This is a genomic window from Pseudoalteromonas galatheae, assembly GCF_005886105.2.
Taxonomy (GTDB): domain Bacteria; phylum Pseudomonadota; class Gammaproteobacteria; order Enterobacterales; family Alteromonadaceae; genus Pseudoalteromonas; species Pseudoalteromonas galatheae.
Genome location: NZ_PNCO02000001.1, coordinates 2,298,274 through 2,321,585 on the forward strand (window position 1 = coordinate 2,298,274; position 23,312 = coordinate 2,321,585).

A 23,312-nucleotide genomic window follows, 5' to 3' on the forward strand; every position below is an offset into this window, starting at 1 on the left:
TAAGCCAGTTTAAATTTTTGGCATAAAGTTCGCATATTAAACATGTATTGTTGTATTTAAGGGGAAGAAATATGGAAAACGTCCATATTTTGACACAGAGGTTGCCGACCAGAGGCGATTACTTGCCGTTCAATTCTGAACAGTATAGTACGCAAGGCGGTGAACACTACGCACGATTAGTCGACAAACTTCAGACAACGCTCAACATTAATGAGCTGTTGACTATTTACGCGGAGCATGTGGCAAGAATTTCAAAAATTTCGGGACTTCAGTTCCATTGCAGCCTTGGTGTCTTTCAAATGAAGGACTGCGATAGCCAATTTCCAGCCAGTACGTTTGATCTTGAGCTCGAAAAAGAGCACTTAGGCCAGTTGGTGTATTTCAGTGAGTTTCCTTTTAGTGAAGCGATCAAGGCGAAACTATCAAAGTTACACGCTTGTTTAATTTACCCAATGCGTAATGCCTTGATGTACAACCGTGTATTGCAATTAGCAACCAAGGACTCACTAACTGGACTTTATAATCGCAGTCAATTTACTGACAATTTAGAAGAAAAGCTCGAGCGTTGTCGTCGTCAACATCGTAATTTTAGCCTAATGCTTTTAGATTTAGATAACTTTAAACAAGTGAACGATGTTCATGGTCATAAAGCTGGTGATGAAGTATTGGTTGAATTTGCGCGCATTTTGCAAACCTCAACGCGTGCGACAGACTCGGTATTTCGGTTCGGTGGCGATGAGTTTGCCATTTTGATTGACGATCCTGCGTTTACCACCAACAAAGTAATTGCAGAGAGAATAATGGAAACCGTAAGAAAATCGAGCATGTTGGCTAAATACACGGTGACCACAAGCATAGGCTTTACACTGGCATCGAGCCATGACACTGCTGACAATATATTTGCTCGTTCGGATAGCGGCCTATACCGCGCCAAAGCAGCCGGACGAAACTGCGCTCGCGCAGTATAAAAAACCACTTCCCCTTTTGCTCAGTGTTATGCGTTAACGCTGAGCACCTTTTCCTAAGTATAGATATGCCATCAGGGCAAGCGCCGCGCCGTTAAAAAATCCATTTATTACCCATGCAAGCGCGAGGAAATCGGGTAACTCTGAAAACATCACTGCAAGCATTGGCGCAAGTAGGCCAAGAATAAAATACATTCCGCCCTTACCATGCCAATACAGAAGTAAAAATACGATACTGATAATGCCAGATGCAGAAGCAAATACTTGATTCAGCCACACCACTTCACTCAGCATAAAGAGTACAATAAACACCACCACAGTGAACACCACCGCATAAGGCGACTTTTGCGCTAACTGTTGGCCAATCTTTTTACTTTCAGTCATCTTTTACTACCCAAATAATGCCAATGTCTTCAGCGTGCTCGGCACTCACAAACAGGCCGTTCACCGCAACCGGAGTATCATTGTAATAGACAACCGCAATAGAATCACGCTCCCAGCTTGGAACGTGCAAATCCTTTAGCCAATGTTTCAAGGTATTAGAGCCAGGTTTGCCCTGTGGTTTGATTTTATCTTTAAGTCTGCCGTAGCGAATGCTAACGATTTCGTCCAAGAAAGGTTTACGGATCCCCTTCCCCATTTGTATAGAAACAGGTGTACTTTTCCCGCTTAGTTCGTTGAGATTAACGGTCTCAATATCATGCTTTTGGCTAGTTTCTGTTACCCAATAAAGTGCATCACGATAACGCCTCACTGCACCTTGCTTAAAACGAATTTCAAGTTGACTGTCTTGGCGTGATGAAAATGCCTGCAGTACGATTTCATCCAACTGTTTTTGACTCGGCATCTCTATGCCCTGCTTTGAAAGCCACAGTCTGATGACATTATCTCTTCTCGCATGCGAAAGTTGCTGTAGTGCCGTAATATTCAACGCAGTCCGACAACAGCATTTTTTTAAGTCTTCTTCACTCACCTCATCAATTATGGCTTGTTGGCGCTGTAAAATATCAATACTACGCAGTGTGTTACCTACAAAACCATTGAATCGAGAGGTAAGTAACGGGATCACCTGATTGCGCAAAAAGTTGCGATCAAACGCATCGTCTGCATTGGACTCATCTGTAATATGCTCAAGACCAAACTGCTGTGCAAATGCTTCAATATCACTGCGACTAACGGCAAGTAACGGACGAATACAATCACGCCCAGATGGCAGCTGAGTTGTCGCTTTCATCGCTCCAAGCCCGAGTAACCCAGAGCCGCGCTTTAATCTCAGTAAGAAAGTTTCTACTTGGTCATCGGCATGTTGTCCAAGCACGATTGCAAAACCAGCTTTGGCCGCGTCATCTAACGCTTGATAGCGAGCTTCGCGTGCTTGCGCTTCGAGGCTAGTTCGGGCTTTCCGAGTAATGGCAACCTGTTTTGCAATAAAGGGAACATTAAGTGTTTCACAAAGTGATTGGCAAAATTGCTGCCACTGCGTAGCGTGCTGTGACAAGCCATGATTAACATAAACCGCCTGGAGTGCAACGTTATGCTTATTTGCATATTCTCGACAAAGATGGAGCAACACAACCGAATCCACACCGCCAGATAAAGCAATACACAACCCTTTGGCGTCAAGGCTGGAGCTCAATACTGTTAAACTTGACTCTACTTGTTGGTAAATCTGACTATTAATCATTTTTCTACAATCAATAAAAAAGCCGCTCTATAGCGGCTTTTTAACTTAAATTAGCATTGATATCAATACGAGCAGAAACCCGTATTAACAATAACCAAATGACATCAGGCGCTTATAACGCTGATCTAACATCTCTTCGGTGCCTAGCGCTTCAAGATCTGCCAAGTCACGCTTAAGTTGAACTTTCAGGTTTTTCGCCATCGCATCGTAGTTGCGGTGCGCGCCACCTAGCGGCTCTTCGATGATGTTATTGATAAGGTCTAGCTCTTTTACGCGAGAAGCTGATACGCCCATAGCTTCTGCTGCAAGTGACGCTTTGTCTGCACTCTTCCAAAGAATCGAAGCACACCCTTCAGGTGAAATTACAGAATAGGTGCTGTATTGCAGCATGTTCACTCTGTCACCAACTCCAATAGCTAATGCCCCACCAGAGCCACCTTCACCAATTACGGTACAAATGGTTGGTACTTTGAGCGCCGCCATCACCTTAAGATTACGTGCAATCGCTTCACTTTGACCGCGCTCTTCAGCGCCTACGCCCGGATAGGCTCCCGGAGTGTCGATAAAGGTGATGATTGGCATCTTAAAGCGTTCAGCCATTTCCATTAAGCGTAATGCTTTACGGTAACCTTCTGGCTTTGGCATACCAAAGTTACGCTTGATTTTTTCAGCCGTATCACGACCTTTTTGCTGACCGATAATCATTACTGGCTTGTCGTCAAGTCGTGCAACACCACCAAGAATAGCCGGATCGTTAGCAAAAGTACGGTCGCCCGCGAACTCGTCAAACTCGGTAAAAATGCGTTCAATATAATCGCGAGTATATGGACGAAGCGGATGACGCGCTAATTGAGACACTTGCCAAGCGCCCAAGTCGTCAAAAATTTTCTTGGTTAGCTCAACATTTTTGTCTTTTAAGCGGCTGATCTCTTCTTCAAGGCTAAGATCTAAATCGCCAGAGCGGCTAACGTTTTGTAATTCTTTGATCTTTGCTTCCAATTCAGCGATTGGAAGTTCAAATTCAAGATAATTGAGGCTCATGCTCTAAACTACCTGTTTAGTTAAATTCTAATTCTAATTCCTGCGCCGCCAATAGTGATAAACGAGTTAAAAGCTCATCACTCGGCGTCACACACCATTGTGTTCCTAATGTTAACTCTGCTAATGCATCAGGACGCTGATATTTAATTTTTACCGGACACGTTCCAAATTTATATGGTTCTAGCACTTTTTTGAAATTATCAAAGAAGTTCGCGTCAATTTGAGCCATATTTAGCGTCATTTTTATTGCACTAATACGCTTTTCTCGCGCCTGAGCAATGGTAGAGATTTCTCTTGCGGTCATTGTAATGCCACCAGAGAAGTTATCAAAGCTGACCTGTCCAGATATTACCAAGATTTGGTTAATTTGCAGCATTTCTTGGTACATTTCAAACTGTTCAGGAAATAAGCGTACATCAATTCGGGCACTTTTGTCATCTAAAGTGATAAGTCCCCAACGCGCTCCTTTTTTGTTTATCAAGGTACGAGCATTGATAACCAGTCCCGCCGCGGTTGCTACCGTATCACGATTACCGGGTTGTAAGTCAACTAACTTGCCAGAGGTATAATATTTTAATTCTTTGCGATATTGATTAATTGGGTGACCAGTTAGGTAGAGACCTAACGTCTCTTTTTCCCCGTTTAACCATTCTTTATCGCTGAGCGGCGTGGCTTTGATAAAGGCTTGTTCAACCTCCTCTGGCTCAACCGCAAGCAAACCAAATAAGTCGCTCTGTCCAAGTGATTCAGCTTTGTGATGCTGCTCTGCCGACTTCATGGCATCCTTTAGGCTTGCCAGTAAAGTCGCACGCCCTGGCTGATCTCCATCAGGGCCAAGCTTATCAAGCGCTCCTGCGTATATTAGCTTTTCAATCACGCGTTTATTTAGGCGCTTTAAATCAACTCGCGCACAGAAGTCGAATAAATCTTTAAATTCTCCTCCCTTAGCTCGCGCTTCAAGAATAGCTTCAACAGGACCTTCACCTACGCCTTTTATCGCCCCTATACCATAGACGATCTCACCTTGACGATTTACAGTAAATTTATAAACACCGGCATTCACATCTGGTGGTAGCAGCGTCAACTTCATGTTTTCGCATTCATCGACCAAGGTTACGATTTTGTCGGTGTTATCCATATCCGCTGACATTACCGCCGCCATAAACTCGGCAGGGAAATGGGTTTTCATCCATAGCGTTTGGTAAGACACCAACGCGTAAGCAGCAGAGTGTGATTTGTTAAAGCCGTAACCCGCGAATTTCTCTACCAAGTCGAAGATTTTCATGGCAAGTTCGCCTTCGACGCCATTGTTTTTGGCACCATCTTCGAACGTTGCACGTTGCTTTGCCATTTCTTCTGGCTTTTTCTTACCCATTGCACGACGAAGCAAATCTGCGCCGCCTAGGCTATAACCTGCAAGCACCTGCGCTATCTGCATTACCTGTTCTTGGTAAAGGATGATCCCGTAGGTCGGCTCCAGTATAGGTTGTAGGCTTTCGTGCTGATATTGCGCATCAGGATACGATACTTCCTCGCGACCATGCTTACGGTCGATAAAGTTATCTACCATGCCTGATTGCAACGGGCCTGGACGGAATAGTGCAACCAGTGCGATCATGTCTTCGAAACAGTCTGGCTTCAAGCGACGGATCAAGTCTTTCATACCACGAGATTCCAACTGGAATACCGCAGTTGTTTGTGCGTCTAGTAACACTTTAAAACTTGCAGGGTCATCCAGTGGGATGGCGGCAATATCAATCGGTTCACGACTTTCTCTGCCAAGGCGTTCGTTCGCCATGTCGAGCGCCCATTGCAAAATGGTTAGCGTTCTTAAACCGAGGAAGTCAAACTTAACCAGACCTGCAGTTTCTACGTCATTCTTATCAAACTGGGTAACTGGGAATTTACCTTCTTCGTCGCAATACAGTGCTGCAAAGTCGGTAATAGTGGTAGGCGAGATAACAACACCACCGGCGTGTTTACCCGCGTTACGTGTACAGCCTTCAAGAATACGACATTTATCGATCAGTTCACGGACTTCTTCATCACTGTCATAAGCTTCAGGCAAGCGAGGCTCAACATCAAACGCTTTGGCAAGTGTCATACCAGGGTCGCCAGGTACAAGCTTGGAAATCCTATCTACGAAGCCATAAGGGTGGCCAAGCACACGGCCGACGTCTCGAATTACCGCTTTTGCCGCCATCGTACCAAAAGTGATGATCTGAGATACTGCGTCACGACCGTAGAGTTTAGCTACGTGGTCAATTACCTCATCCCGCCTATCCATACAGAAGTCGACGTCAAAGTCTGGCATCGAAACCCGTTCTGGGTTAAGGAATCGTTCGAATAGGAGATCGAATTCAAGTGGGTCAAGATCTGTGATCTTAAGCGCATATGCCACCAAAGAGCCGGCACCGGAGCCACGACCAGGACCTACAGGGATGCCGTTATCCTTACTCCACTGAATGAACTCCATTACGATTAAGAAGTAACCTGGAAATCCCATTTGGTTAATAACGTCAAGCTCAACCTGCAGACGGTCGTCATACTCACCACGCTTTTCTTTGCGGTCATTTTCGTCAGGAAATAAAAACTGCAAACGTTCTTCTAGACCATCTTTCGACACTTTTACCAAGAAATCTTCAATCGCCAGATCGCCCGTTGGATAATCTGGTAGGAAATATGTGCCAAGCTGTACCGTCACGTTACAGCGTTTGGCGATTTCTACGGTGTTTTCTAAAGCTTCTGGAATGTCGCTAAAGAGCGCTTGCATTTGCTCAGAAGTCTTTAAATATTGCTCTTTAGAAAATCGCTTTGGTCTATTTTTATCTTCTAATGTGTAACCGTCGTGAATAGCAACGCGAATTTCATGGGCATCAAAGTCTTTTTCATGTAAAAACACCACTTCATTCGTCGCCACAACGGGTATATTACGCGCCGCCGCCACCTCCACAGCACCGTGGAGATATTCTTCTTCTTGTGCACGTGAGGTGCGTTGCAACTCGATATAAAAATGGTCGCTAAAATGCTGTTCGTAAAACGCTAGAGTCTCCTCAATGAGCTTAGGATTACCTTTTAAGATAGCTTTACCTAAGTCGCCATCTTTCGCGCCGGAAATAAGGATCAGACCTTCTTTATATTTTGCTAGCCACTCTTTATCAATAACAGGACGATGGAAAACATGGCCGCGAAGATAAGCATCGGAGATCAACAAAGTCAGGTTTTTATAACCCTGATTGTTCTTAGCGAGAACGAGAATTCGGCTTGGCTCATCAGGAAATTGATCTGACTTAAGCCAAAAGTCCGCTCCAATTATTGGCTTAATCCCTGCCCCGTGGGCGCCGCTATAGAAGCGCACCAAACCACATAAGTTCATTTGATCGGTGATGGCAAGGGCAGGCATTGCAAGCTCTTCGGCCCTTGCCACAATTGGTTTAGTCTTAGCTAGACCGTCCACCATTGAGAAGTCACTGTGTACACGCAAATGGACAAACTGCGGGGCTGGCATGCTTACTCCTTCTCGGCCAAAATTCGTTGCACAGGCTTAAAGCTTGTACGATGATGCGGAGTAACCCCATGTGCTGCGAGTGCAGCAAAGTGGGCTTTGGTTGGATAACCTTTGTGGCCTGCAAAACCAAACTCAGGATATTCCGCATCCAGTGCTAACATCTCATTGTCTCGAGTGACTTTCGCCAATATGGATGCCGCACTTATCTCGGCAACTAGGCTATCCCCTTTTACAACTGCAGTAGCCGCAACGCTCAGCTTAGGTAAACGATTACCATCAACAAATACATGATTTGGTTGAATTTCCAATCCTTCAACTGCGCGTGTCATCGCCAACATCGTTGCGTGAAGAATATTCAGATCGTCAATTTCTGCAACTGACGCTCTTGCAATACAGTAACACAACGCTTTTTCTTTTATTTCTTCTGCCAATGCAAGGCGTTTTTTCTCTGACAGCTTTTTTGAGTCGGTTAAACCAATAATCGGTTTGCTTGGATCTAAAATGACGGCTGCGGTCACAACGTCACCCACCAACGGGCCACGTCCTACCTCGTCAACGCCTGCAATATACTGCACATCAGGACGTTCAATTTGCATCTATCAACTCCATTACAGCCTGAGCCGCTTGTTTGCTGGCATTTAGGCGAATGTTCTCATGTATCTCGTAAAACTTTCTAACAAGCTTACTATTATTGCCTTTTAACATCGGGAAAAGCGCATCAGCAAGTGCGTCAGGGTTACACTCTGCCTGTAAAAACTCAGGTACTAGTGGTGCGTCGGCCAATAAATTCGGCAAGGCAAAGTATTTGATGTTAAAGGTAAAAAAGGTATTAAAAATCCAATAACTCTTAGGATTCAGCTTATACCCTACCACCATTGGTTTCTTATATAGCATTGCCTCAAGTGTGGCAGTACCCGAGGCCAGTAAAACGGTATCCGCCGCTTGCATTGCAAGTGCTGATTGGCCATCAAGCATAATCGGGTTCAATTCCGGCGCAACTTCTTTCAAGGCTTCCAAAAACTGCGCTCTGCGCTTTTCGTTTACCAAAGGCACGACGATTTTTAAGTCGGGAATTTTATCGATTAGTTTTTTTGCGGTAGCAAGATAAGTGCGGCTCAATAAGCCAACTTCAGAGCCTCGGCTACCTGGAAGCAGTGCTAAAACCGTATCATTTTGACTTAAGTTCAGCTGTGCACGCGCACCTGCGGTATCCGGTTCAAGTGGAATTTCATCCGCCAGCGTATGACCCACAAATGTACAAGGCACTTCATGTTTATCATAAAAGGCTTTTTCGAATGGCAGCAAAGACAGCACTAGGTTAGTCGCTTCGGCAATCTTATGAATACGTTTTTGACGCCACGCCCACACACTTGGGCTTACATATTGTATAGTTTTGATTCCAGCTGCTTTCAATGGCTTTTCAACCCGTAGGTTAAAATCTGGTGCATCAATGCCAATGAATACATCAGGTGGATTATCAATAAAGTAGTTTACCAACTGCTTTTTAATTTTTAGCAAGCGAGGTAAACGACCTAGCACTTCGACTAGCCCCATAACAGCCAGTTCATCCATGTCGAACAGGCTTTTACAACCAGCTTGTTGCATTTTAGGGCCACCGATCCCGACAAAATTGGCATTGGGGTAATGAAGTTTTAGCGCATTTATCAGGCCTGCCCCGAGTATATCGCCTGATAACTCTCCTGCGACCACGCCAATGGTGATATTTTTTTCGTTAGCCATTGTTATTTTTCAGTATAAAAAAACGCCATACAAAATGTATGGCGTAAGTATAACCTGTATTGCGGCTCAAGTTTAGCGGATCAAACCGCGATTAGAAGTCGCAATAAAATCAATCATTTGTTGAACTGCTGCGAACTCAGAAGCATCCTCTTTTAACGCTTCTAACGCATCTTCCAAACGCAGTCCCTTACGGAATAACGTTTTGTATGCGCGTCTTGTTGCCATAATTTCATCAGACTCAAAGCCGCGACGCTTTAAGCCTTCGGTGTTAATTGCAACGGGCCTCGCTGGCGTGCCAGTCGTTGTAACAAAAGGCGGCACGTCTTGATTCACACCAGAATACATGCCAATAAAGGCATGTGAACCCACTTTACAAAATTGGTGTACACCTGAATTACCCGCAAGGATAACCCAGTCACCAATATGTACATGTCCGGCTACACTCGCATTGTTAGCGAAAATCACATTGCTGCCAATAACCGCATCGTGTGCCACATGGGTGTATGCCATAAATAGGTTGTTGCTACCAATTCGAGTGATCCCTTCATCTTGAATTGTGCCACGATGAATAGTCGCACACTCACGAATAACGTTGTTATCACCAATAATTAGCTTGGTTGGTTCATCCTTGTACTTTTTATCTTGGCAGGCTTCCCCTACTGACGCGAATTGGAAAATGTGATTGCCTGAACCAATCTCAGATGGGCCTTTGATCACAACATGTGATTCAATCTTACAGTTATCACCAATGATTACGTCATTGCCAATATAACTATAAGGGCCTACAGAAACATTCTCGCCTAAACGCGCGCCTGATTCGATAATTGCGGTAGGATGAATAGCCATTAAAACTCTCTTCTAGCACACATAATTTCAGCTGAACACACCGTCTTGCCTTCAACTTTAGCTTCAGCACTGAACTTCCAAATATTACGACGTTCTTTTTCAAACTTAACATGCAAATGCATCGTATCACCCGGCAGTACAGGTTGTTTGAAACGTGCATTATCAATCGCTGCAAATAAGTATAGTTCATTCTCGCTACGATTCTCGACCGTTTTAAAACCAAGTAAACCGGTTGCCTGTGCCATCGCTTCTAGGATCAATACACCAGGAAAAATAGGTTGCTCTGGAAAGTGACCTGTAAAAATAGGCTCATTAATCGTCACATTTTTAATCGCGTGAAGATATTCGCCTGGCTTAAAATCTACTACTTTGTCAACAAGCAACATTGGGTAGCGGTGTGGAAGAAGTTTTAAAATCTCTTGGATATCAAAGCTGTTTAATTCGTTAGCCAAAATAGCTTCCTTATTCTACATCAGTCTCTTTAAGCTTTGCTGTCAACACCTCAAGTGCCTTCAGGCGCGACTTAAAGTCAGATAAATTGCGTAAGTGTGCAATAGACTTACGCCACTCTTTATTCGTTTGGTGAGGTAAACCAGAAGAGTAGATCCCCGGCTCAGTAATTCCTTTAGTAACCATGCTCATACCAGTAATAACAACCCCATCACAAATTTCGTTGTGACCATTGATTGCCGTCATACCACCAATTTGGCAGTATTTACCGATTTTAACACTGCCCGCCAGTACTGTGCAGCCTGCGATGGCTGTACCGTAACCAACCTCGACGTTATGGGCAATTTGGATCTGGTTATCTAAAATGACGTTACTATGAATAATGGTGTCTTCTAGCGCACCTCTATCAATAGAAGTACTCGCGCCAACTTCGACACGGTCGCCAATAATTACGGTGCCAACTTGAGGGATCTTAACCCACTCGCCTTTTTCGTTGGCGTAGCCAAAGCCATCACTTCCTATTACGGCACCAGACTGGAATAGACATTGTTCTCCTATCTGTACTTCATGATAGATAGTCACGTTTGCCCAGAGTTTAGTCTTTGCGCCTATTTTGGCATGTTTTCCAATGAAACAGCCCGGCCCTATCTCAACATCATCACCAATCACAGCACCATCTTCAATTACGGCATTCGCACCTACGCTGACGTTTTCACCAAGCGTTGCAGTATCTGAGATAACTGCTGTACGATGAACCCCTGATGCTGCGCTAGGGGTTGAATCTAGCTTCTGTGCAAGTTTTGCATAAGCTACATAAGGGTCAGCGATAATGAGTTTATTACCGGCAAAATAGTCCGCGTCCTTTTCACTCAAGATCACGGCCCCCGCAGTCGTATCTTCAAGCTGACCACGGTATTTGCTGTTGGCTAAAAACGCGATTTGGTCGTCTTTTGCCTGTGCGAGAGTGGCGATATTTCGAATTGATTTATCGCCATCACCTTGCAGCTGAGCACCTAGATACTCAGCGAGTTGAGATAAGGTGTGAAGTTTTGTCATTACTTATTGCTAACCGCTTTTACCACATCATCAGAAAGGTCGGCTACTTTATCAGGATTAAAGTAAATTGTCGTATCTTTTACTTTAACTTCGTCAAACTTACCTTTTTTAGCAACGGATTCAATCGCATCCACGATTAACTTTTGTACTTTTGCAAGTTCTTGGTTTTGACGTGCTTTAATTTCTTGCTCTAGTGGACGACCTTTTTCAGCAAGTGTCTTTTGCATGCCTTGGATCTTCTCACGAAGTGCTTCTTTTTGCTCTTCGCTCATTGTGGTCGCTTCGCGCTTGAACTTTTCCGCTTCAAAACGAATGTCACCCTGAATTTTTTCAAGCTCTTGACGACGCTCAGCAAACTCCGCTTGTAGCGTTTGTTCAATTTTCGCCATTTGTGGAATTTGCTTATACACTTCCTGCATATCTACGATGCCTACCTTATGTGCAAATGCGCTACCCGAAGCACCCATCATTAGTGCAGCTGTCATGGCTAGTGTTGATGATTTAATAAATTTTTTCACAATAAAACTCCTTAGAATGTATTACTGATATTGAAGCTGATCGTCTTGGTATCGTCTTCTTCTTCTTTTTTGAGTGGGTATGCAAAACTGATCAGCATTGGACCCATTGGTGAAATCCACTGAATAGATAAACCCGTTGATACTCTGAATCTTGTAGGATCAGAGAAGTCAGAAAGTAGATTGTATTGATCTTCCGTCAAGTTGCTGTAGCGATCAACATCAAATTCTGTGTCCCATACGTTCGCTGCATCTACGAAGAAACTGGTTCTTACAGAACTGGTGTTATCTTCGTCAAGGAACGGTGTTGGTACGATAAGCTCAAGACCTGCTAGCGCTTTCGCGTTACCACCAATACGACCACCAAGACTTAGCGTATCAAACTCAGGGTCACCGCCGATACAGCTACCCGCAGTACCATCTGGTTTAGGTGTGCCCGGAATACACTTAGGCGCACGCTGCACCGCTCGAGGTAGGATTGTGTTTCGGTCGAAGCCGCGTAGTTCTTGCTCTGAAATACGGAAGAACTCTTGGAATGGCAATACTTGCTCAAACCCATTCGTCTCGCCATAACCGTTACCATAGCCTAAACCTGCTCTCGCTGAGAATACCCAACGATGGTCATTACTAATCGGCCAATAGAAACGTGAGTCATAGTTAATTTTAAAGAAGTTCAAGTCAGAGTTTGGTGTAGTAATACTTAAGTTCAAGCTTTGACGAGAACCTGCTGTTGGAAACATACCGCGGTTAATTGTTACACGAGACCAACCTGCACTTAACTCATATTTAGTAAAGTCATAATCTGCATCTGGATCGCTTTCGTTTAAGAAACTCTCACGAAGCACTCGTGTTTGCTCAAAGTCTGAAATTTGCGAAAGGCTTTCTTCTATCCAGCGAATACCAAAGTTAACACGGTTAATCGCATTAATTGGGAAACCAAAGTTAGTGCCGAGGCCATAGCTCGTCGACTTATAATCTACGATACCAAATTCACTCGCATCAAACTTGCTGTAGAAGACACTACTGCCTTGCGACACGCCATCAGGTGTAAAGTAAGGATCGGTATAAGACACACTATAACGCTCTGAACCACGCGAAGTGTTTATATTGAAAGCAACTTGGTTACCAGAACCTAGGAAGTTAGATTCACTGACACCGATGTTAAACTGAAGGCCCGCATAAGAACCATAAGCAACACCTGCTTGGAAACTACCAGCAGGTTGCTCTTTTACTTTGAAGTCAACATCAACCTGATCTTCAACGCCTGGGATTGGCTTGACTTCAAACTCCACCGATTCCATATATGGCAAACGTTGAATTTGCAGCTTTGACCGCTCTAAGTTTTGGTTAGACAACCATGCGCCTTCAAGCTGCGTCATTTCACGGCGTAATACTTCATCCGCTGTATTTTGGTTACCGTTAACTACGATTCGACGCACATACACGCGCTTACCAGGGTCTACCGATAGCGTTAGTTGTACTTCTTTATTTTCATCATCAATTTCAGGAACAGTACGCACTTCAGCGTTAGCATATCCAAAACGCGCCAAATAGCTTTTTATGAAATCTTCAGTTGCCGTCACCACGGAACCATTATACAGCTCACCGGCTCGAAGCGGCACGATTTCCTTAATCAAGTCTTCACGGCCTAGCAAGTCACCAATAAAGTCAAAACCTTTAACGGTATACTTTTCACCTTCAGTGATATTTGCCGTAACATAAACAGACTCACGCTCAGGGCTTACTGAAACCTGCGTTGAATCGATATTAAAACGTAGATAACCACGGTCTAAATAAAAACTGCGGATCTTTTCTAAATCGCCTTCAATGGTTTGCTTTTGGTAGCGGTCATTAGAAAGGAAGCGCCACCATGGTAAGTCCTGTTGAGACTCAATCAGGTTAAGCAGCTCTTCATCTGAGAACAACTCATTACCAACAAGGTTAATTTGACGCACAGAAGCGGCATCGCCTTCTTCAAACTTCAGCATCAGTTTCACACGGTTACGTGGCAGTTCAACAATGCTCACCTCAACCTTAGCGTTATATTTACCAATACTGTGGAAAAACTCCGTTAAACCTTTTTCAATACTATCAAGTACGGTCTTGTCCAGCGGTTCGCCTTGGCGAATATTTTGCTGCTCTAAACTCTCGTTTAGCTGCTCGTCTTTGATGTCTTTGTTGCCATCAAATTCGATTGAGCTGATAGTTGGACGTTCTTTAACCTTAAAAATGATTTGATTGCCATCACGAAATACTGCGATGTTGTCAAAGTGGCCAGACTTATATAACGCCTTGATTGTGCGTGAAATGGTAAACTGATCGACATTGTCACCAACGTTGATCGGAATATGTGTCAATGCAGCGCCTAGTGCAACGCGCTGCAGCCCTTCTACTTTTAAATCTTCTACGATAAAGGAGTTTTGCCCTAAGGCAGCAAAACTAGCGCCCAGTAAACTGGTTACTGCAATGTGTTTTTTTATAGGCATTTTATTATCTTTATCCTTTACAACAATTTGGCGCGATACGCTAAGGCTCACTACATCACAACATTCAAACGTTACAGTTTTGTATTATGTTATCCGTTGTATGCTTGAACAATAATGCAAACATTTAAACTGCATATAATGTGCGCTTTTGAGCACCGCACGGCTTAAAGCCGAGAAACATCATTAAATAGTGCAAAAAACGTTAAGGCAAGAAGAAGCGCCGCTCCAATCTTAAACCCAAACTCTTGTGTCTTTTCAGAGACTGGTTTTCTGCGAATTAGTTCAATTAAGTAATACATTAAATGCCCACCATCTAAGACAGGGAGCGGTAATAAGTTAAAAACTCCTAAGTTTACGCTGATAAGCGCTAAGAAGCCTAAAAATGCAACTAACCCGTAACTAACACTATTTCCGGCACTCACCGCGATCCCCACAGGCCCGCTTAAGTTTTTAACCGAGACTTGGCCCGTGATTAAGTTGCCGATCATGTCGAAACTTAAGGCAATCAAGTCGTAAGTTTTACGAATGCCAAGCACCATACTATCTAGGATGCCGTATTGTCTAGTTTCAATATAACCATTTGGCCATTTTTCCATCACAGGCACAACGCCCAAGTAGCCTTGTACGACACCTTCTGGTGAGGTTTTTGCCTGAGGTGTTACCGTTAGGGTTTGTGGCTGGCCATCGCGCAGAATATCTATGCTTATGGCCTGATTCGCAGACTTTTGAACTCGGTTCACCAGCTGTTGCCACGATGCCAATTTGTCACCATTTATCGCAACCAGCGTGTCTTCGACTTGTAAGCCACCTTTGTCAGCAGCTGCACCTTCTTCGATATAACCGAGCTGCAGCGTCAGTGGCGGCCTAAATGGTGTAATACCTACTGATGTGAGAGGTGCTTCATCTTGCTTTTCTAATTTCCAATCACTCAAACGTAGCGTGCGAATCGCCAAGCTACCCTTTTCATCTTGTACTTTGGCAACCAACGATGGCTCACCTAAATGCGCCATTAACTCAAATGTGACGTCCTGCCATGAGTGCACTAGCTCATCATTCAGCGCAATGATGTGGTCGCCTGATTGAAATCCAGCATCCGCCGCAATACTCGTTGGGGCAACCTCACCAACAACAGGTTTTACTGATTGAACTCCTACCATATACATCACTGCCAACACGACAACCGCAAACAAAAAATTGGCAATGGGGCCTGCTGCTACCACAGCGATACGAGAAAGTACTGGTTTATTATTGAAAGCAAGATGACGCTCTTGCTCTGGCACATCGTCAACGCGCTCATCGAGCATTTTGACATAACCGCCAAGTGGAATTGCGGCGATAACGTATTCAGTTTGATGTTTGTCATACCACTTAACTAAAGGCTTACCAAAACCGATAGAAAAACGTAAGACCTTAACTCCGGCTTTTCTGGCAACCCAAAAATGGCCATATTCATGAACGGTAACTAAAATACCTAAAGCAAGAACAAATGACCCTAAGTGCCAGAAAAATTCAAACATGGTTACCTCAATGTAGCGATAATTTGCTGTGCTCGATGGCGTGCCGTACGGTCTGTTTCCATAATCGACTCGACGGATTTTAATACGCTTAGCGTACTTTGCTCAAGCGTTAAAGCATTGACTCGATAGATATCGCAAAACCCAATTTTACCCTCTAAAAATGCCGCGACGGCAATTTCATTTGCAGCATTCACTGTTGTTGTTGCGGCCTGACCACTACGGCATGCATCAATCGCTAATTTGAGGTTGGGATAACGATTAAAATCTGGTTTGGTAAAAGTGAAATCAACAATCTGAGAAAAATCTAATGGCTCGACACCGGCGTCGATTCTTTCAGGATAAGCAAGCCCATATGCAATCGGCGTTCGCATATCTGGTTGTCCCATTTGTGCCAGCACCGAACCATCGCGATACTGCACCATAGAGTGGATCATACTTTGTGGGTGGATCACCACCTCAATATCGTCAGCTGAGCAGTTAAATAACCACTTAGCTTCAATAAACTCTAGTCCTTTATTCATCATAGTCGCAGAGTCGACAGAGATTTTTCTGCCCATAGACCAATTTGGGTGCGCAACCGCTTCTTCGACCGTTACTGATGCTAAGGAAGCCAATGAACGCTGTAAGAAAGGTCCGCCAGAGCCGGTTAATAAAATCTTACTAACACCGCTGTGACTTAAGTTTGAAGATTGTCCCGTTTGTATAGTCGTTGGTAGGCATTGATAAATAGCATTATGTTCACTGTCGATAGGGAGTAAAGTCGCACCGTGCGCTTTTACTTTATCCATAAACAGCTGGCCACTCATTACTAACGACTCTTTGTTCGCCAGCAGCACTTTTTTACCCGCTTCGACCGCTGCTAAAGTCGGTAACAAACCCGCTGCACCAACGATTGCGGACATCACAATATCCACATCTACGTGACGAGCCATCTCAGCCATTGCTTCAACACCATGGAGTACTTCCGTAGTAGTGCCCGTCAAATGTTGAGAAAGTTGCTGAGCTGCCTGCTCAGAGCTCATAACCGCGTACTTGGGTCGATGACGTGAACAAAGCTCGGCCATTTTTTCCGCGTTTTGCCCTGCGACTAGGGCAAAAACACGATATTGTTCTTCATTGCGGCTGACGACGTCTAGCGTTGATAGTCCAATGGAGCCGGTCGCTCCTAGTACCACCAAGTTTTGCTCGCTCATAGCACAACCGTCCAAGCGTAGCAAAAAGCAAAAATGGGTGCTGCAGCCGTTAAGCTATCTATGCGATCTAGGATGCCGCCATGCCCCGGTAAACAACGGCCTGAATCTTTGAGACCTACCTCGCGCTTAAACATGCTTTCAAGCAAATCACCAACGGCAGAAAAGAGCGCGATAATGATGGTCATTGCAGCGTAGACTGGCCACATATTTAAATCAATCGCGGCGAAGTGACAAAACACTAGCACAAAAATAACCGCGGTTATCACACCACCGACTAGACCTTCAATCGTTTTATTCGGGCTCACTTTAGGCATGAGCTTATGCTTACCTAAGTTCTTGCCAGCGAAGTAAGCACCTATATCAGCACTCCACACTATGCCCAATACCACCATGATAAGGACTGAACCTATGTGCTCGCCATCTTCATATCCGGCACTACGCATCACGTTTAATGCAAGCCACAGCGGCACTAGTGTCAGTACACCTGCGATGGAGCGCATCATGATCCCTTCATTCCATGCACGCGCTGCTCGTGGATATTTAACCACCAAGAAAGTGGCAACCAACCACCACGCAAAAGCTAATGTAAATACATAATTAGCATCAGCGACTAAGCGCCCCTGCTGCCATAAATCCTGTATTGGCCAATGAGTGTTAAGCAATAGAATTAGCACTGCCATGACACCAACAAAAGTAAAACGCTGACGCTTTTGACAAAGGCCTGCAAGCGCCGACCACTCCCATGCACCAAGCAAAACGATTAGTGCGGCAATCGTACTAAACATTGCCAGCGGTGTATAAAACACCAAAAGTAGAGCCAGAGGTGCAAGCACCGCTGACGTTAGAATGCGTTGTTTTAACAAATTTGAACCCTTAACTTGTTGCGTCTTTCTCTGCGAGGAGCTGCTTTATTTGCTCTCCTGTGCATCCGAAGCGTCGCTCTCTAGACACGTAACAAGCAATGGCTTCAGAGAATGCTTGCTCGTCAAAATCAGGCCAAAGCGTGTCGGTAAAATAGAGTTCGGCATACGCAGCTTGCCATAGCAAGAAGTTACTGATGCGGAAGTCGCCTCCCGTTCTGATCAGCAAGTCGAGATTCGCTTGATCGGCCATCGTCATCTGCTCTGTCAAGGCATCTTCGGTTATATCACTTGGTTGCAACTCGCCCTCCGCAACTTGTTTTGCGAGGTGTTGTGCTGCCTGTGTGATATCCCAACGTCCACCGTAATTTGCTGCAATGTTTAAGTTAAGCCCTGTATTGTCCTGGGTCAATGTTTGAGCTTCACGAACACGCTGTTGGAGGCTGTCAGGAAAACGAGAAAGATCGCCAATAATGGTTAGCTTTACGTTGTTCTTATGTAATTTTTTAACTTCTTTAGACAACACATAAATAAATAACTCCATTAATGTGCTGACTTCATCTTCTGGCCTACGCCAGTTTTCACTACTAAAGGCAAATAGCGTCAGAGAATCTATACCTAACTTGGAACAGAATTGTACAGCACTGCGAACCGCATCTACGCCCTTCTTGTGTCCGAAAGCGCGCGGACGCCTGCGAGCTTGAGCCCAACGACCGTTGCCATCCATTATTATCGCAACATGTTTTGGCAATGATTGCTGCGAAATAACCTCTGCTTTTAAAACCATAATTCCAATTTTAGTGAAAAAAAACGCCGCCTAGTATACCCTAGGCGGCGCTTCAAACCTAATAAATTTGTCAGTTTACCTAGCCCCAAAAACGCTAACTGCTCAGAAACAAAGCAGTATTTTCTGCAATACGTAAACAGTGCGTAAATATAAACACTAGGGTAAAGACATTTAGATTTCCATTAACTCAGCTTCTTTCGCGCTAAGCTGTGTATCCATTTCTTTGATGAACTTGTCAGTCAATTTTTGGATATCATCTTCAGCTTGACGTGCTTCGTCTTCAGAAATTTCTTTGTCTTTTAGCAATGACTTAATATCACCGTTTGCGTCACGGCGAATGTTACGTACAGCAACACGACCACCTTCGACCTCACCACGAACGATCTTGATAAGATCTTTACGACGCTCTTCAGTTAATGGAGGAAGTGGAACACGGATCACAGTACCTGCTGACATTGGGTTTAGACCTAAGTCAGAAGACATAATTGCCTTTTCTACCGCTTGTGCAAGCGATTTGTCGAATACGCTAATAGCCAGTGTACGAGAGTCTTCAGTCGTAACGTTTGCTACTTGGTTTAGCGGTGTATCTGCACCGTAGTAAGAAACAGAAATACCATCTAGTAACGCTGGGTGTGCACGACCTGTGCGGATTTTAGAAAGCTGGCTTCCAAGTGCAGCCACACTTTTTTTCATACGCTCTTGAGCGTCTTTTTTAATATCTTCGATCACAATACTTTCCTAGTCTGTTCTTGTTATGCCAGATTATACTCGCAATTTAGAGATTCGCTACTTAACTGCGAGTTGCTGAAATAGTCGTCAGATTATTCTGCTGCTTGAGAAGAGATAAGGGTACCTTCTTCTTCACCCATGATGACATTTTTCAATGCACCTGGTTTATTCATGTTGAATACGCTGATTGGCATATTGTGGTCACGTGCCAATGTAAATGCAGCTAGATCCATCACTTTCAATTCTTTGTCGATAACTTCGTTGTAAGTCAACGTACGGTATAGCGTAGCGTCTGGGTTTTTCACCGGATCGTCGCTAAATACCCCTTCAACCTTTGTGGCTTTAATCACGGTATCCGCTTCAATCTCGATACCGCGCAAACATGCTGCTGAGTCCGTGGTAAAGAATGGGTTGCCCGTACCTGCAGAGAAAATAACAACACGGCCAGATTTTAATAGGCTAATTGCTTCTGCCCAATTGTACGCATCACACACACCATTTAGCGGGATAGCAGACATCAAACGTGCGTTTACAAAAGCACGGTGCAGCGCATCACGCATCGCAAGACCATTCATGACGGTCGCCAGCATTCCCATATGGTCACCCACTACGCGGTTCATGCCCGCTTCTGCAAGTGAACCACCACGTAAGAAGTTACCGCCACCGATAACCAAACCCACTTCTACGTCGAGCTCTACTAACTCTTTGATTTCTTGTGCCATACGATCCAATACTTTTGGATCGATACCAAAGCCTTCATCTCCCATTAAAGCTTCACCACTAAGCTTTAAAAGAACGCGTCTAAAAACAGGTTTTTTATTGATAGTCATAATATCCGGGCCAATTAAAAGTGAGGTAAAAAATAACCGCGCTTATGCTAGACATAAATGCGCGGTTATTTTAGAGAATTTTCAGCAATGACGCAAAGCTAATGTCAGCTTTTACGTCATTAGGCATCACAATAAGTGATTACTGGCCTTTTGCTGCAGCGATTTGTGCTGCAACTTCTGCTGCGAAATCTTCTTCTTTCTTCTCGATACCTTCACCTACTTCTAGGCGAACGAATGAAGAAACAGATGCATTCTTCTCTTTAAGGTAATCACCCACTGATTTCTTAGGTTCCATGATGAAAGCTTGACCAGTAAGAGAGATCTCACCAGTGAACTTCTTCATACGACCAACAACCATTTTCTCAGCGATTTCAGCTGGCTTACCTTCGTTCATTGCGATTTCAACTTGAACCGCTTTTTCTTTTTCAACTACTTCAGCAGGTACGTCTTCTGGGTTTAGGTAGTCTGGCTTAGAAGCAGCAACGTGCATTGCAACGTGCTTAAGTGTTTCTTCGTCAGCATCACCAGCTACAACAACACCGATACGCTCGCCGTGACGGTAAGCAACTAGCTTGTCACCTTGAATGTAAGAAACACGACGGATGTTCATGTTCTCACCGATTTTAGCTACTAGTGCAACACGAGTCTCTTCAAACTTAGCTTGTAAGTCTTCGATAGTTAGTTGCTCAGCTACAGCTGCGTCAGCAATTTCGTTAGCAAATGCAAGGAAGCTTGCATCTTTTGCTACGAAGTCAGTTTGACAGTTAACTTCTACTAGTGCAGCAAAACCTTCGCCTTGCTTGATGATGATTGTACCTTCAGCAGCGATGTTGCCTGCTTTTTTAGCAGCTTTAGCAGCACCACTTTTACGCATGTTTTCGATTGCTTGATCGATATCACCGCCAGTTTCTGTCAGTGCTTTTTTACAATCCATCATACCAGCGCCAGTGCGGTCACGAAGTTCTTTTACTAGGGCAGCAGTTACAGCCATTAGAATATCCTCAAATCTGAATTCAGTTCTTGATAAAACCAACCTTAGGTTGGCTGAATATCAAATCAAGTACAGCTCGCCTCAATTTGATAAAAATCCGTTATCTTTCAAGGTCTGCTTGGCAAACAACGGGATAAGCAGTTAATCGCTTATAAAGAATATCAAGTCTTCATCAATAATTTGATGAAGACTTGATGACAGCTAATACCTAATCAGGTAATTACTCAGCTTCAACGAAGTCGTCGTTTTCTGCTTGAGCAACGATGTTGCTTTCACGACCTTCAGTGATAGCAGTCGCTACTGCACCAGTGTATAGCTGGATTGCGCGGATAGCGTCGTCGTTACCTGGGATGATGAAATCAACACCATCTGGGTTAGAGTTAGTATCAACAACAGATACTACTGGGATACCTAGGTTGTTAGCTTCACGGATAGCGATGTGCTCGTGGTCAGCGTCGATAACGAAGATAGCGTCAGGAAGACCGCCCATATCTTTGATACCGCCAAGGCCTTTTTCAAGCTTTTGCATTTCACGAGTAAGCATTAGCGCTTCTTTCTTAGTAAGCTTCTCGAAAGTACCGTCTTGGCTTTGAGTCTCAAGCTCTTTAAGACGCTTGATTGATTGACGAACTGTTTTCCAGTTAGTCAACATACCACCTAACCAACGGTGATTTACGTAGAACTGCTCACTTTGGATAGCCGCTTCTTTAACTGCTTCGCTTGCAGCGCGCTTAGTACCTACGAAAAGGATTTTGCCTTTGTTAGATGCTACGTTCTGTAAGAACTTAAGTGCATCGTTGAACATAGGAACAGTTTTTTCTAGGTTGATGATATGAACGCGGTTACGTGCACCGAAGATGAACGGCTTCATCTTAGGGTTCCAGTAACGTGCTTGGTGACCGAAGTGAACACCAGCTTGAAGCATATCGCGCATTGAAACGTTTGCCATTGTATATTTCCTCTAAAAGTTAGGGTTAGGCCTCCACATATCCCATAGCACCAACACGAAGTTTTTATAACTGCATGCACCCAAGTGTATGTGTCGATATGTGTGTGTGTTAATATTAATAAGTGTGTTGCCTTAACTACAAACATTCATTCTCATCGTGTGAGGAAGAATTATTTGTAAAAAGACGGCGCGCTTTATACCATATATAAAGAATTAACTCAATCTTATGCGTAAAATTTGTGCATAATAAATGTTCATCTAAATTGACTTGGAGTCTAAATGAGTGCAGTGATCAAAACCCCTGAAGAAATCGAAAAAATGCGTGTTGCCGGGCGTTTAGCCGCGGAAGTACTGGAAATGATCGAGCCGTACGTTAAGCCAGGGGTGACCACCGACGAATTAAACACCATTTGTCACAATTACATTGTTGATGAGCAAGGCGCTGTTCCTGCACCGTTAAATTATCACGGCTTTCCGAAGTCTATTTGTACCTCAGTTAACCACGTTATTTGTCACGGAATCCCGAACGATAAACCGCTAAAAGAAGGCGACATTATCAATATCGACATCACTGTGATCAAAGATGGTTATCATGGTGATACGTCAAAAATGTTTTACGTCGGTACTCCAACGATCCAAGGTAAGCGCTTAAGCGAAATCACGCAAGAGAGTCTATACCTCGCGATAAAAATGGTAAAACCGGGCGTACGCTTGGGTGATATTGGTGCTGCAATTCAAAAGTATGCTGAAGGCTTTAACTACTCTATCGTGCGTGAATATTGTGGTCACGGTATTGGTAAAGAGTTCCATGAGGAGCCACAGGTAATGCACTACGGCAAGCCGGGCACTGGCGAAGTACTTAAAGCCGGCATGTGTTTGACTATCGAGCCTATGGTTAACGCAGGTAAGCGCCAATGTAAGTTACTAAAAGACGATTGGACTGTAGTCACTAAAGACCGTAGCCTCTCGGCACAGTGGGAACACACGCTGCTTGTCACCGATAACGGCGTTGAGATCTTGACGCTACGTAATGATGAGACGATTGACCGCGTTATTACGCATTCAGCATAATTGTAATGTGAATTTCAAAGCCAGCTGTTTAGCTGGCTATTTCCGTTAACATTAACGTTTTCCCACGACATCGCACACAAAACAGATCAGTAAG

21 protein-coding genes are annotated in these 23,312 nt (G+C 44.2%); 2 read left to right on the plus strand and 19 right to left on the minus strand.

Annotated features, from left to right (window positions below; translation table 11 throughout):
- Nucleotides 1-71: 71 nt before the first annotated feature.
- Entirely contained in the window at nt 72-968 is an 897-nt protein-coding gene (locus CWC29_RS10060) for a GGDEF domain-containing protein (protein WP_128726477.1), read from the plus strand.
- 33 nt (nt 969-1,001) lie between these two features.
- Here the strand turns inward: CWC29_RS10060 and CWC29_RS10065 are convergent, their stop codons facing one another.
- From CWC29_RS10065 to rpsB, 19 genes are all read right to left on the minus strand, one after another.
- Nucleotides 1,002-1,349 (minus strand): hypothetical protein, encoded by a 348-nt coding sequence (locus CWC29_RS10065; RefSeq protein WP_128726476.1) that lies wholly within the window; start codon nt 1,347-1,349, stop codon nt 1,002-1,004.
- On the minus strand, nt 1,342-2,649 hold the full coding sequence (gene tilS / locus CWC29_RS10070) for a tRNA lysidine(34) synthetase TilS (protein WP_138523118.1): 1,308 nt from the start codon (nt 2,647-2,649) through the stop codon (nt 1,342-1,344). The genes CWC29_RS10065 and tilS overlap by 8 nt, the downstream gene beginning before the upstream one ends.
- A gap of 84 nt (nt 2,650-2,733) precedes the next feature.
- The gene (gene accA, locus CWC29_RS10075; RefSeq protein WP_128726474.1) at nt 2,734-3,690 is read right to left on the minus strand and encodes an acetyl-CoA carboxylase carboxyl transferase subunit alpha; all 957 of its coding nucleotides are present in this window, start codon (nt 3,688-3,690) and stop codon (nt 2,734-2,736) included.
- Between the two features lie 16 nt (nt 3,691-3,706).
- Complete coding sequence (gene dnaE, locus CWC29_RS10080; protein ID WP_128726473.1) at nt 3,707-7,198, minus strand: DNA polymerase III subunit alpha; 3,492 nt, start codon at nt 7,196-7,198, stop codon at nt 3,707-3,709.
- 2 nt (nt 7,199-7,200) lie between these two features.
- Nucleotides 7,201-7,794 carry a ribonuclease HII gene (gene rnhB, locus CWC29_RS10085; protein WP_138523120.1) on the minus strand — a complete coding sequence of 198 codons (594 nt, stop codon included), beginning with the start codon at nt 7,792-7,794 and terminating at the stop codon, nt 7,201-7,203.
- Nucleotides 7,784-8,938: a lipid-A-disaccharide synthase gene (gene lpxB, locus CWC29_RS10090; RefSeq protein ID WP_138523122.1), complete on the minus strand. Its 1,155-nt coding sequence runs from the start codon at nt 8,936-8,938 to the stop codon at nt 7,784-7,786. Before lpxB ends, rnhB begins: the two co-directional genes overlap by 11 nt.
- 72 nt (nt 8,939-9,010) lie before the next feature.
- Nucleotides 9,011-9,784, minus strand: a complete 774-nt coding sequence (gene lpxA, locus CWC29_RS10095; protein ID WP_039497145.1) for an acyl-ACP--UDP-N-acetylglucosamine O-acyltransferase — start codon at nt 9,782-9,784, stop codon at nt 9,011-9,013.
- The gene (gene fabZ, locus CWC29_RS10100; RefSeq protein ID WP_010371351.1) at nt 9,784-10,236 is read right to left on the minus strand and encodes a 3-hydroxyacyl-ACP dehydratase FabZ; all 453 of its coding nucleotides are present in this window, start codon (nt 10,234-10,236) and stop codon (nt 9,784-9,786) included. The genes lpxA and fabZ overlap by 1 nt, the downstream gene beginning before the upstream one ends.
- 10 nt (nt 10,237-10,246) lie before the next feature.
- The gene (gene lpxD / locus CWC29_RS10105) at nt 10,247-11,290 is read right to left on the minus strand and encodes a UDP-3-O-(3-hydroxymyristoyl)glucosamine N-acyltransferase (protein WP_138523124.1); all 1,044 of its coding nucleotides are present in this window, start codon (nt 11,288-11,290) and stop codon (nt 10,247-10,249) included.
- Nucleotides 11,290-11,808 carry an OmpH family outer membrane protein gene (locus CWC29_RS10110; protein WP_128726469.1) on the minus strand — a complete coding sequence of 173 codons (519 nt, stop codon included), beginning with the start codon at nt 11,806-11,808 and terminating at the stop codon, nt 11,290-11,292. The genes lpxD and CWC29_RS10110 overlap by 1 nt, the downstream gene beginning before the upstream one ends.
- A gap of 11 nt (nt 11,809-11,819) precedes the next feature.
- A complete protein-coding gene (bamA, locus tag CWC29_RS10115; protein WP_128726468.1) occupies nt 11,820-14,291 on the minus strand; it encodes an outer membrane protein assembly factor BamA in 2,472 nt (823 codons plus the stop codon).
- 164 nt (nt 14,292-14,455) lie between these two features.
- Entirely contained in the window at nt 14,456-15,808 is a 1,353-nt protein-coding gene (gene rseP, locus CWC29_RS10120; RefSeq protein ID WP_138523126.1) for a sigma E protease regulator RseP, read from the minus strand.
- Nucleotides 15,809-15,810: 2 nt separating this feature from the next.
- A complete protein-coding gene (gene ispC, locus CWC29_RS10125; RefSeq protein ID WP_138523128.1) occupies nt 15,811-17,001 on the minus strand; it encodes a 1-deoxy-D-xylulose-5-phosphate reductoisomerase in 1,191 nt (396 codons plus the stop codon).
- The gene (locus tag CWC29_RS10130) at nt 16,998-17,864 is read right to left on the minus strand and encodes a phosphatidate cytidylyltransferase (protein WP_138523130.1); all 867 of its coding nucleotides are present in this window, start codon (nt 17,862-17,864) and stop codon (nt 16,998-17,000) included. Before CWC29_RS10130 ends, ispC begins: the two co-directional genes overlap by 4 nt.
- 10 nt (nt 17,865-17,874) lie before the next feature.
- Nucleotides 17,875-18,648 (minus strand): isoprenyl transferase, encoded by a 774-nt coding sequence (locus CWC29_RS10135; RefSeq protein ID WP_138523132.1) that lies wholly within the window; start codon nt 18,646-18,648, stop codon nt 17,875-17,877.
- Between the two features lie 171 nt (nt 18,649-18,819).
- The gene (gene frr, locus CWC29_RS10140; RefSeq protein ID WP_010371327.1) at nt 18,820-19,377 is read right to left on the minus strand and encodes a ribosome recycling factor; all 558 of its coding nucleotides are present in this window, start codon (nt 19,375-19,377) and stop codon (nt 18,820-18,822) included.
- A gap of 92 nt (nt 19,378-19,469) precedes the next feature.
- Entirely contained in the window at nt 19,470-20,207 is a 738-nt protein-coding gene (gene pyrH / locus CWC29_RS10145; protein ID WP_010371324.1) for a UMP kinase, read from the minus strand.
- A gap of 139 nt (nt 20,208-20,346) precedes the next feature.
- Entirely contained in the window at nt 20,347-21,198 is an 852-nt protein-coding gene (gene tsf, locus CWC29_RS10150) for a translation elongation factor Ts (RefSeq protein WP_102057110.1), read from the minus strand.
- 220 nt (nt 21,199-21,418) lie between these two features.
- Entirely contained in the window at nt 21,419-22,147 is a 729-nt protein-coding gene (rpsB, locus tag CWC29_RS10155) for a 30S ribosomal protein S2 (RefSeq protein ID WP_010371318.1), read from the minus strand.
- Between the two features lie 279 nt (nt 22,148-22,426).
- Between rpsB and map the strand changes: the two genes are divergently transcribed.
- Nucleotides 22,427-23,218: a type I methionyl aminopeptidase gene (map, locus tag CWC29_RS10160; RefSeq protein ID WP_045964223.1), complete on the plus strand. Its 792-nt coding sequence runs from the start codon at nt 22,427-22,429 to the stop codon at nt 23,216-23,218.
- Nucleotides 23,219-23,312: the final 94 nt, after the last annotated feature.

Bases quoted from the DNA above. Each gene is read 5' to 3' on its own strand.
- CWC29_RS10060 (WP_128726477.1), top strand. From the start codon at position 72: ATGGAAAACGTCCATATTTTGACACAGAGGTTGCCGACCAGAGGCGAT.
- CWC29_RS10065 (WP_128726476.1), bottom strand. From the start codon at position 1,349: ATGACTGAAAGTAAAAAGATTGGCCAACAGTTAGCGCAAAAGTCGCCT.
- tilS (WP_138523118.1), bottom strand. From the start codon at position 2,649: ATGATTAATAGTCAGATTTACCAACAAGTAGAGTCAAGTTTAACAGTA.
- accA (WP_128726474.1), bottom strand. From the start codon at position 3,690: ATGAGCCTCAATTATCTTGAATTTGAACTTCCAATCGCTGAATTGGAA.
- dnaE (WP_128726473.1), bottom strand. From the start codon at position 7,198: ATGCCAGCCCCGCAGTTTGTCCATTTGCGTGTACACAGTGACTTCTCA.
- rnhB (WP_138523120.1), bottom strand. From the start codon at position 7,794: ATGCAAATTGAACGTCCTGATGTGCAGTATATTGCAGGCGTTGACGAG.
- lpxB (WP_138523122.1), bottom strand. From the start codon at position 8,938: ATGGCTAACGAAAAAAATATCACCATTGGCGTGGTCGCAGGAGAGTTA.
- lpxA (WP_039497145.1), bottom strand. From the start codon at position 9,784: ATGGCTATTCATCCTACCGCAATTATCGAATCAGGCGCGCGTTTAGGC.
- lpxD (WP_138523124.1), bottom strand. From the start codon at position 11,290: ATGACAAAACTTCACACCTTATCTCAACTCGCTGAGTATCTAGGTGCT.
- bamA (WP_128726468.1), bottom strand. From the start codon at position 14,291: ATGCCTATAAAAAAACACATTGCAGTAACCAGTTTACTGGGCGCTAGT.
- rseP (WP_138523126.1), bottom strand. From the start codon at position 15,808: ATGTTTGAATTTTTCTGGCACTTAGGGTCATTTGTTCTTGCTTTAGGT.
- ispC (WP_138523128.1), bottom strand. From the start codon at position 17,001: ATGAGCGAGCAAAACTTGGTGGTACTAGGAGCGACCGGCTCCATTGGA.
- CWC29_RS10135 (WP_138523132.1), bottom strand. From the start codon at position 18,648: ATGGTTTTAAAAGCAGAGGTTATTTCGCAGCAATCATTGCCAAAACAT.
- pyrH (WP_010371324.1), bottom strand. From the start codon at position 20,207: ATGACTATCAATAAAAAACCTGTTTTTAGACGCGTTCTTTTAAAGCTT.
- tsf (WP_102057110.1), bottom strand. From the start codon at position 21,198: ATGGCTGTAACTGCTGCCCTAGTAAAAGAACTTCGTGACCGCACTGGC.
- rpsB (WP_010371318.1), bottom strand. From the start codon at position 22,147: ATGGCAAACGTTTCAATGCGCGATATGCTTCAAGCTGGTGTTCACTTC.
- map (WP_045964223.1), top strand. From the start codon at position 22,427: ATGAGTGCAGTGATCAAAACCCCTGAAGAAATCGAAAAAATGCGTGTT.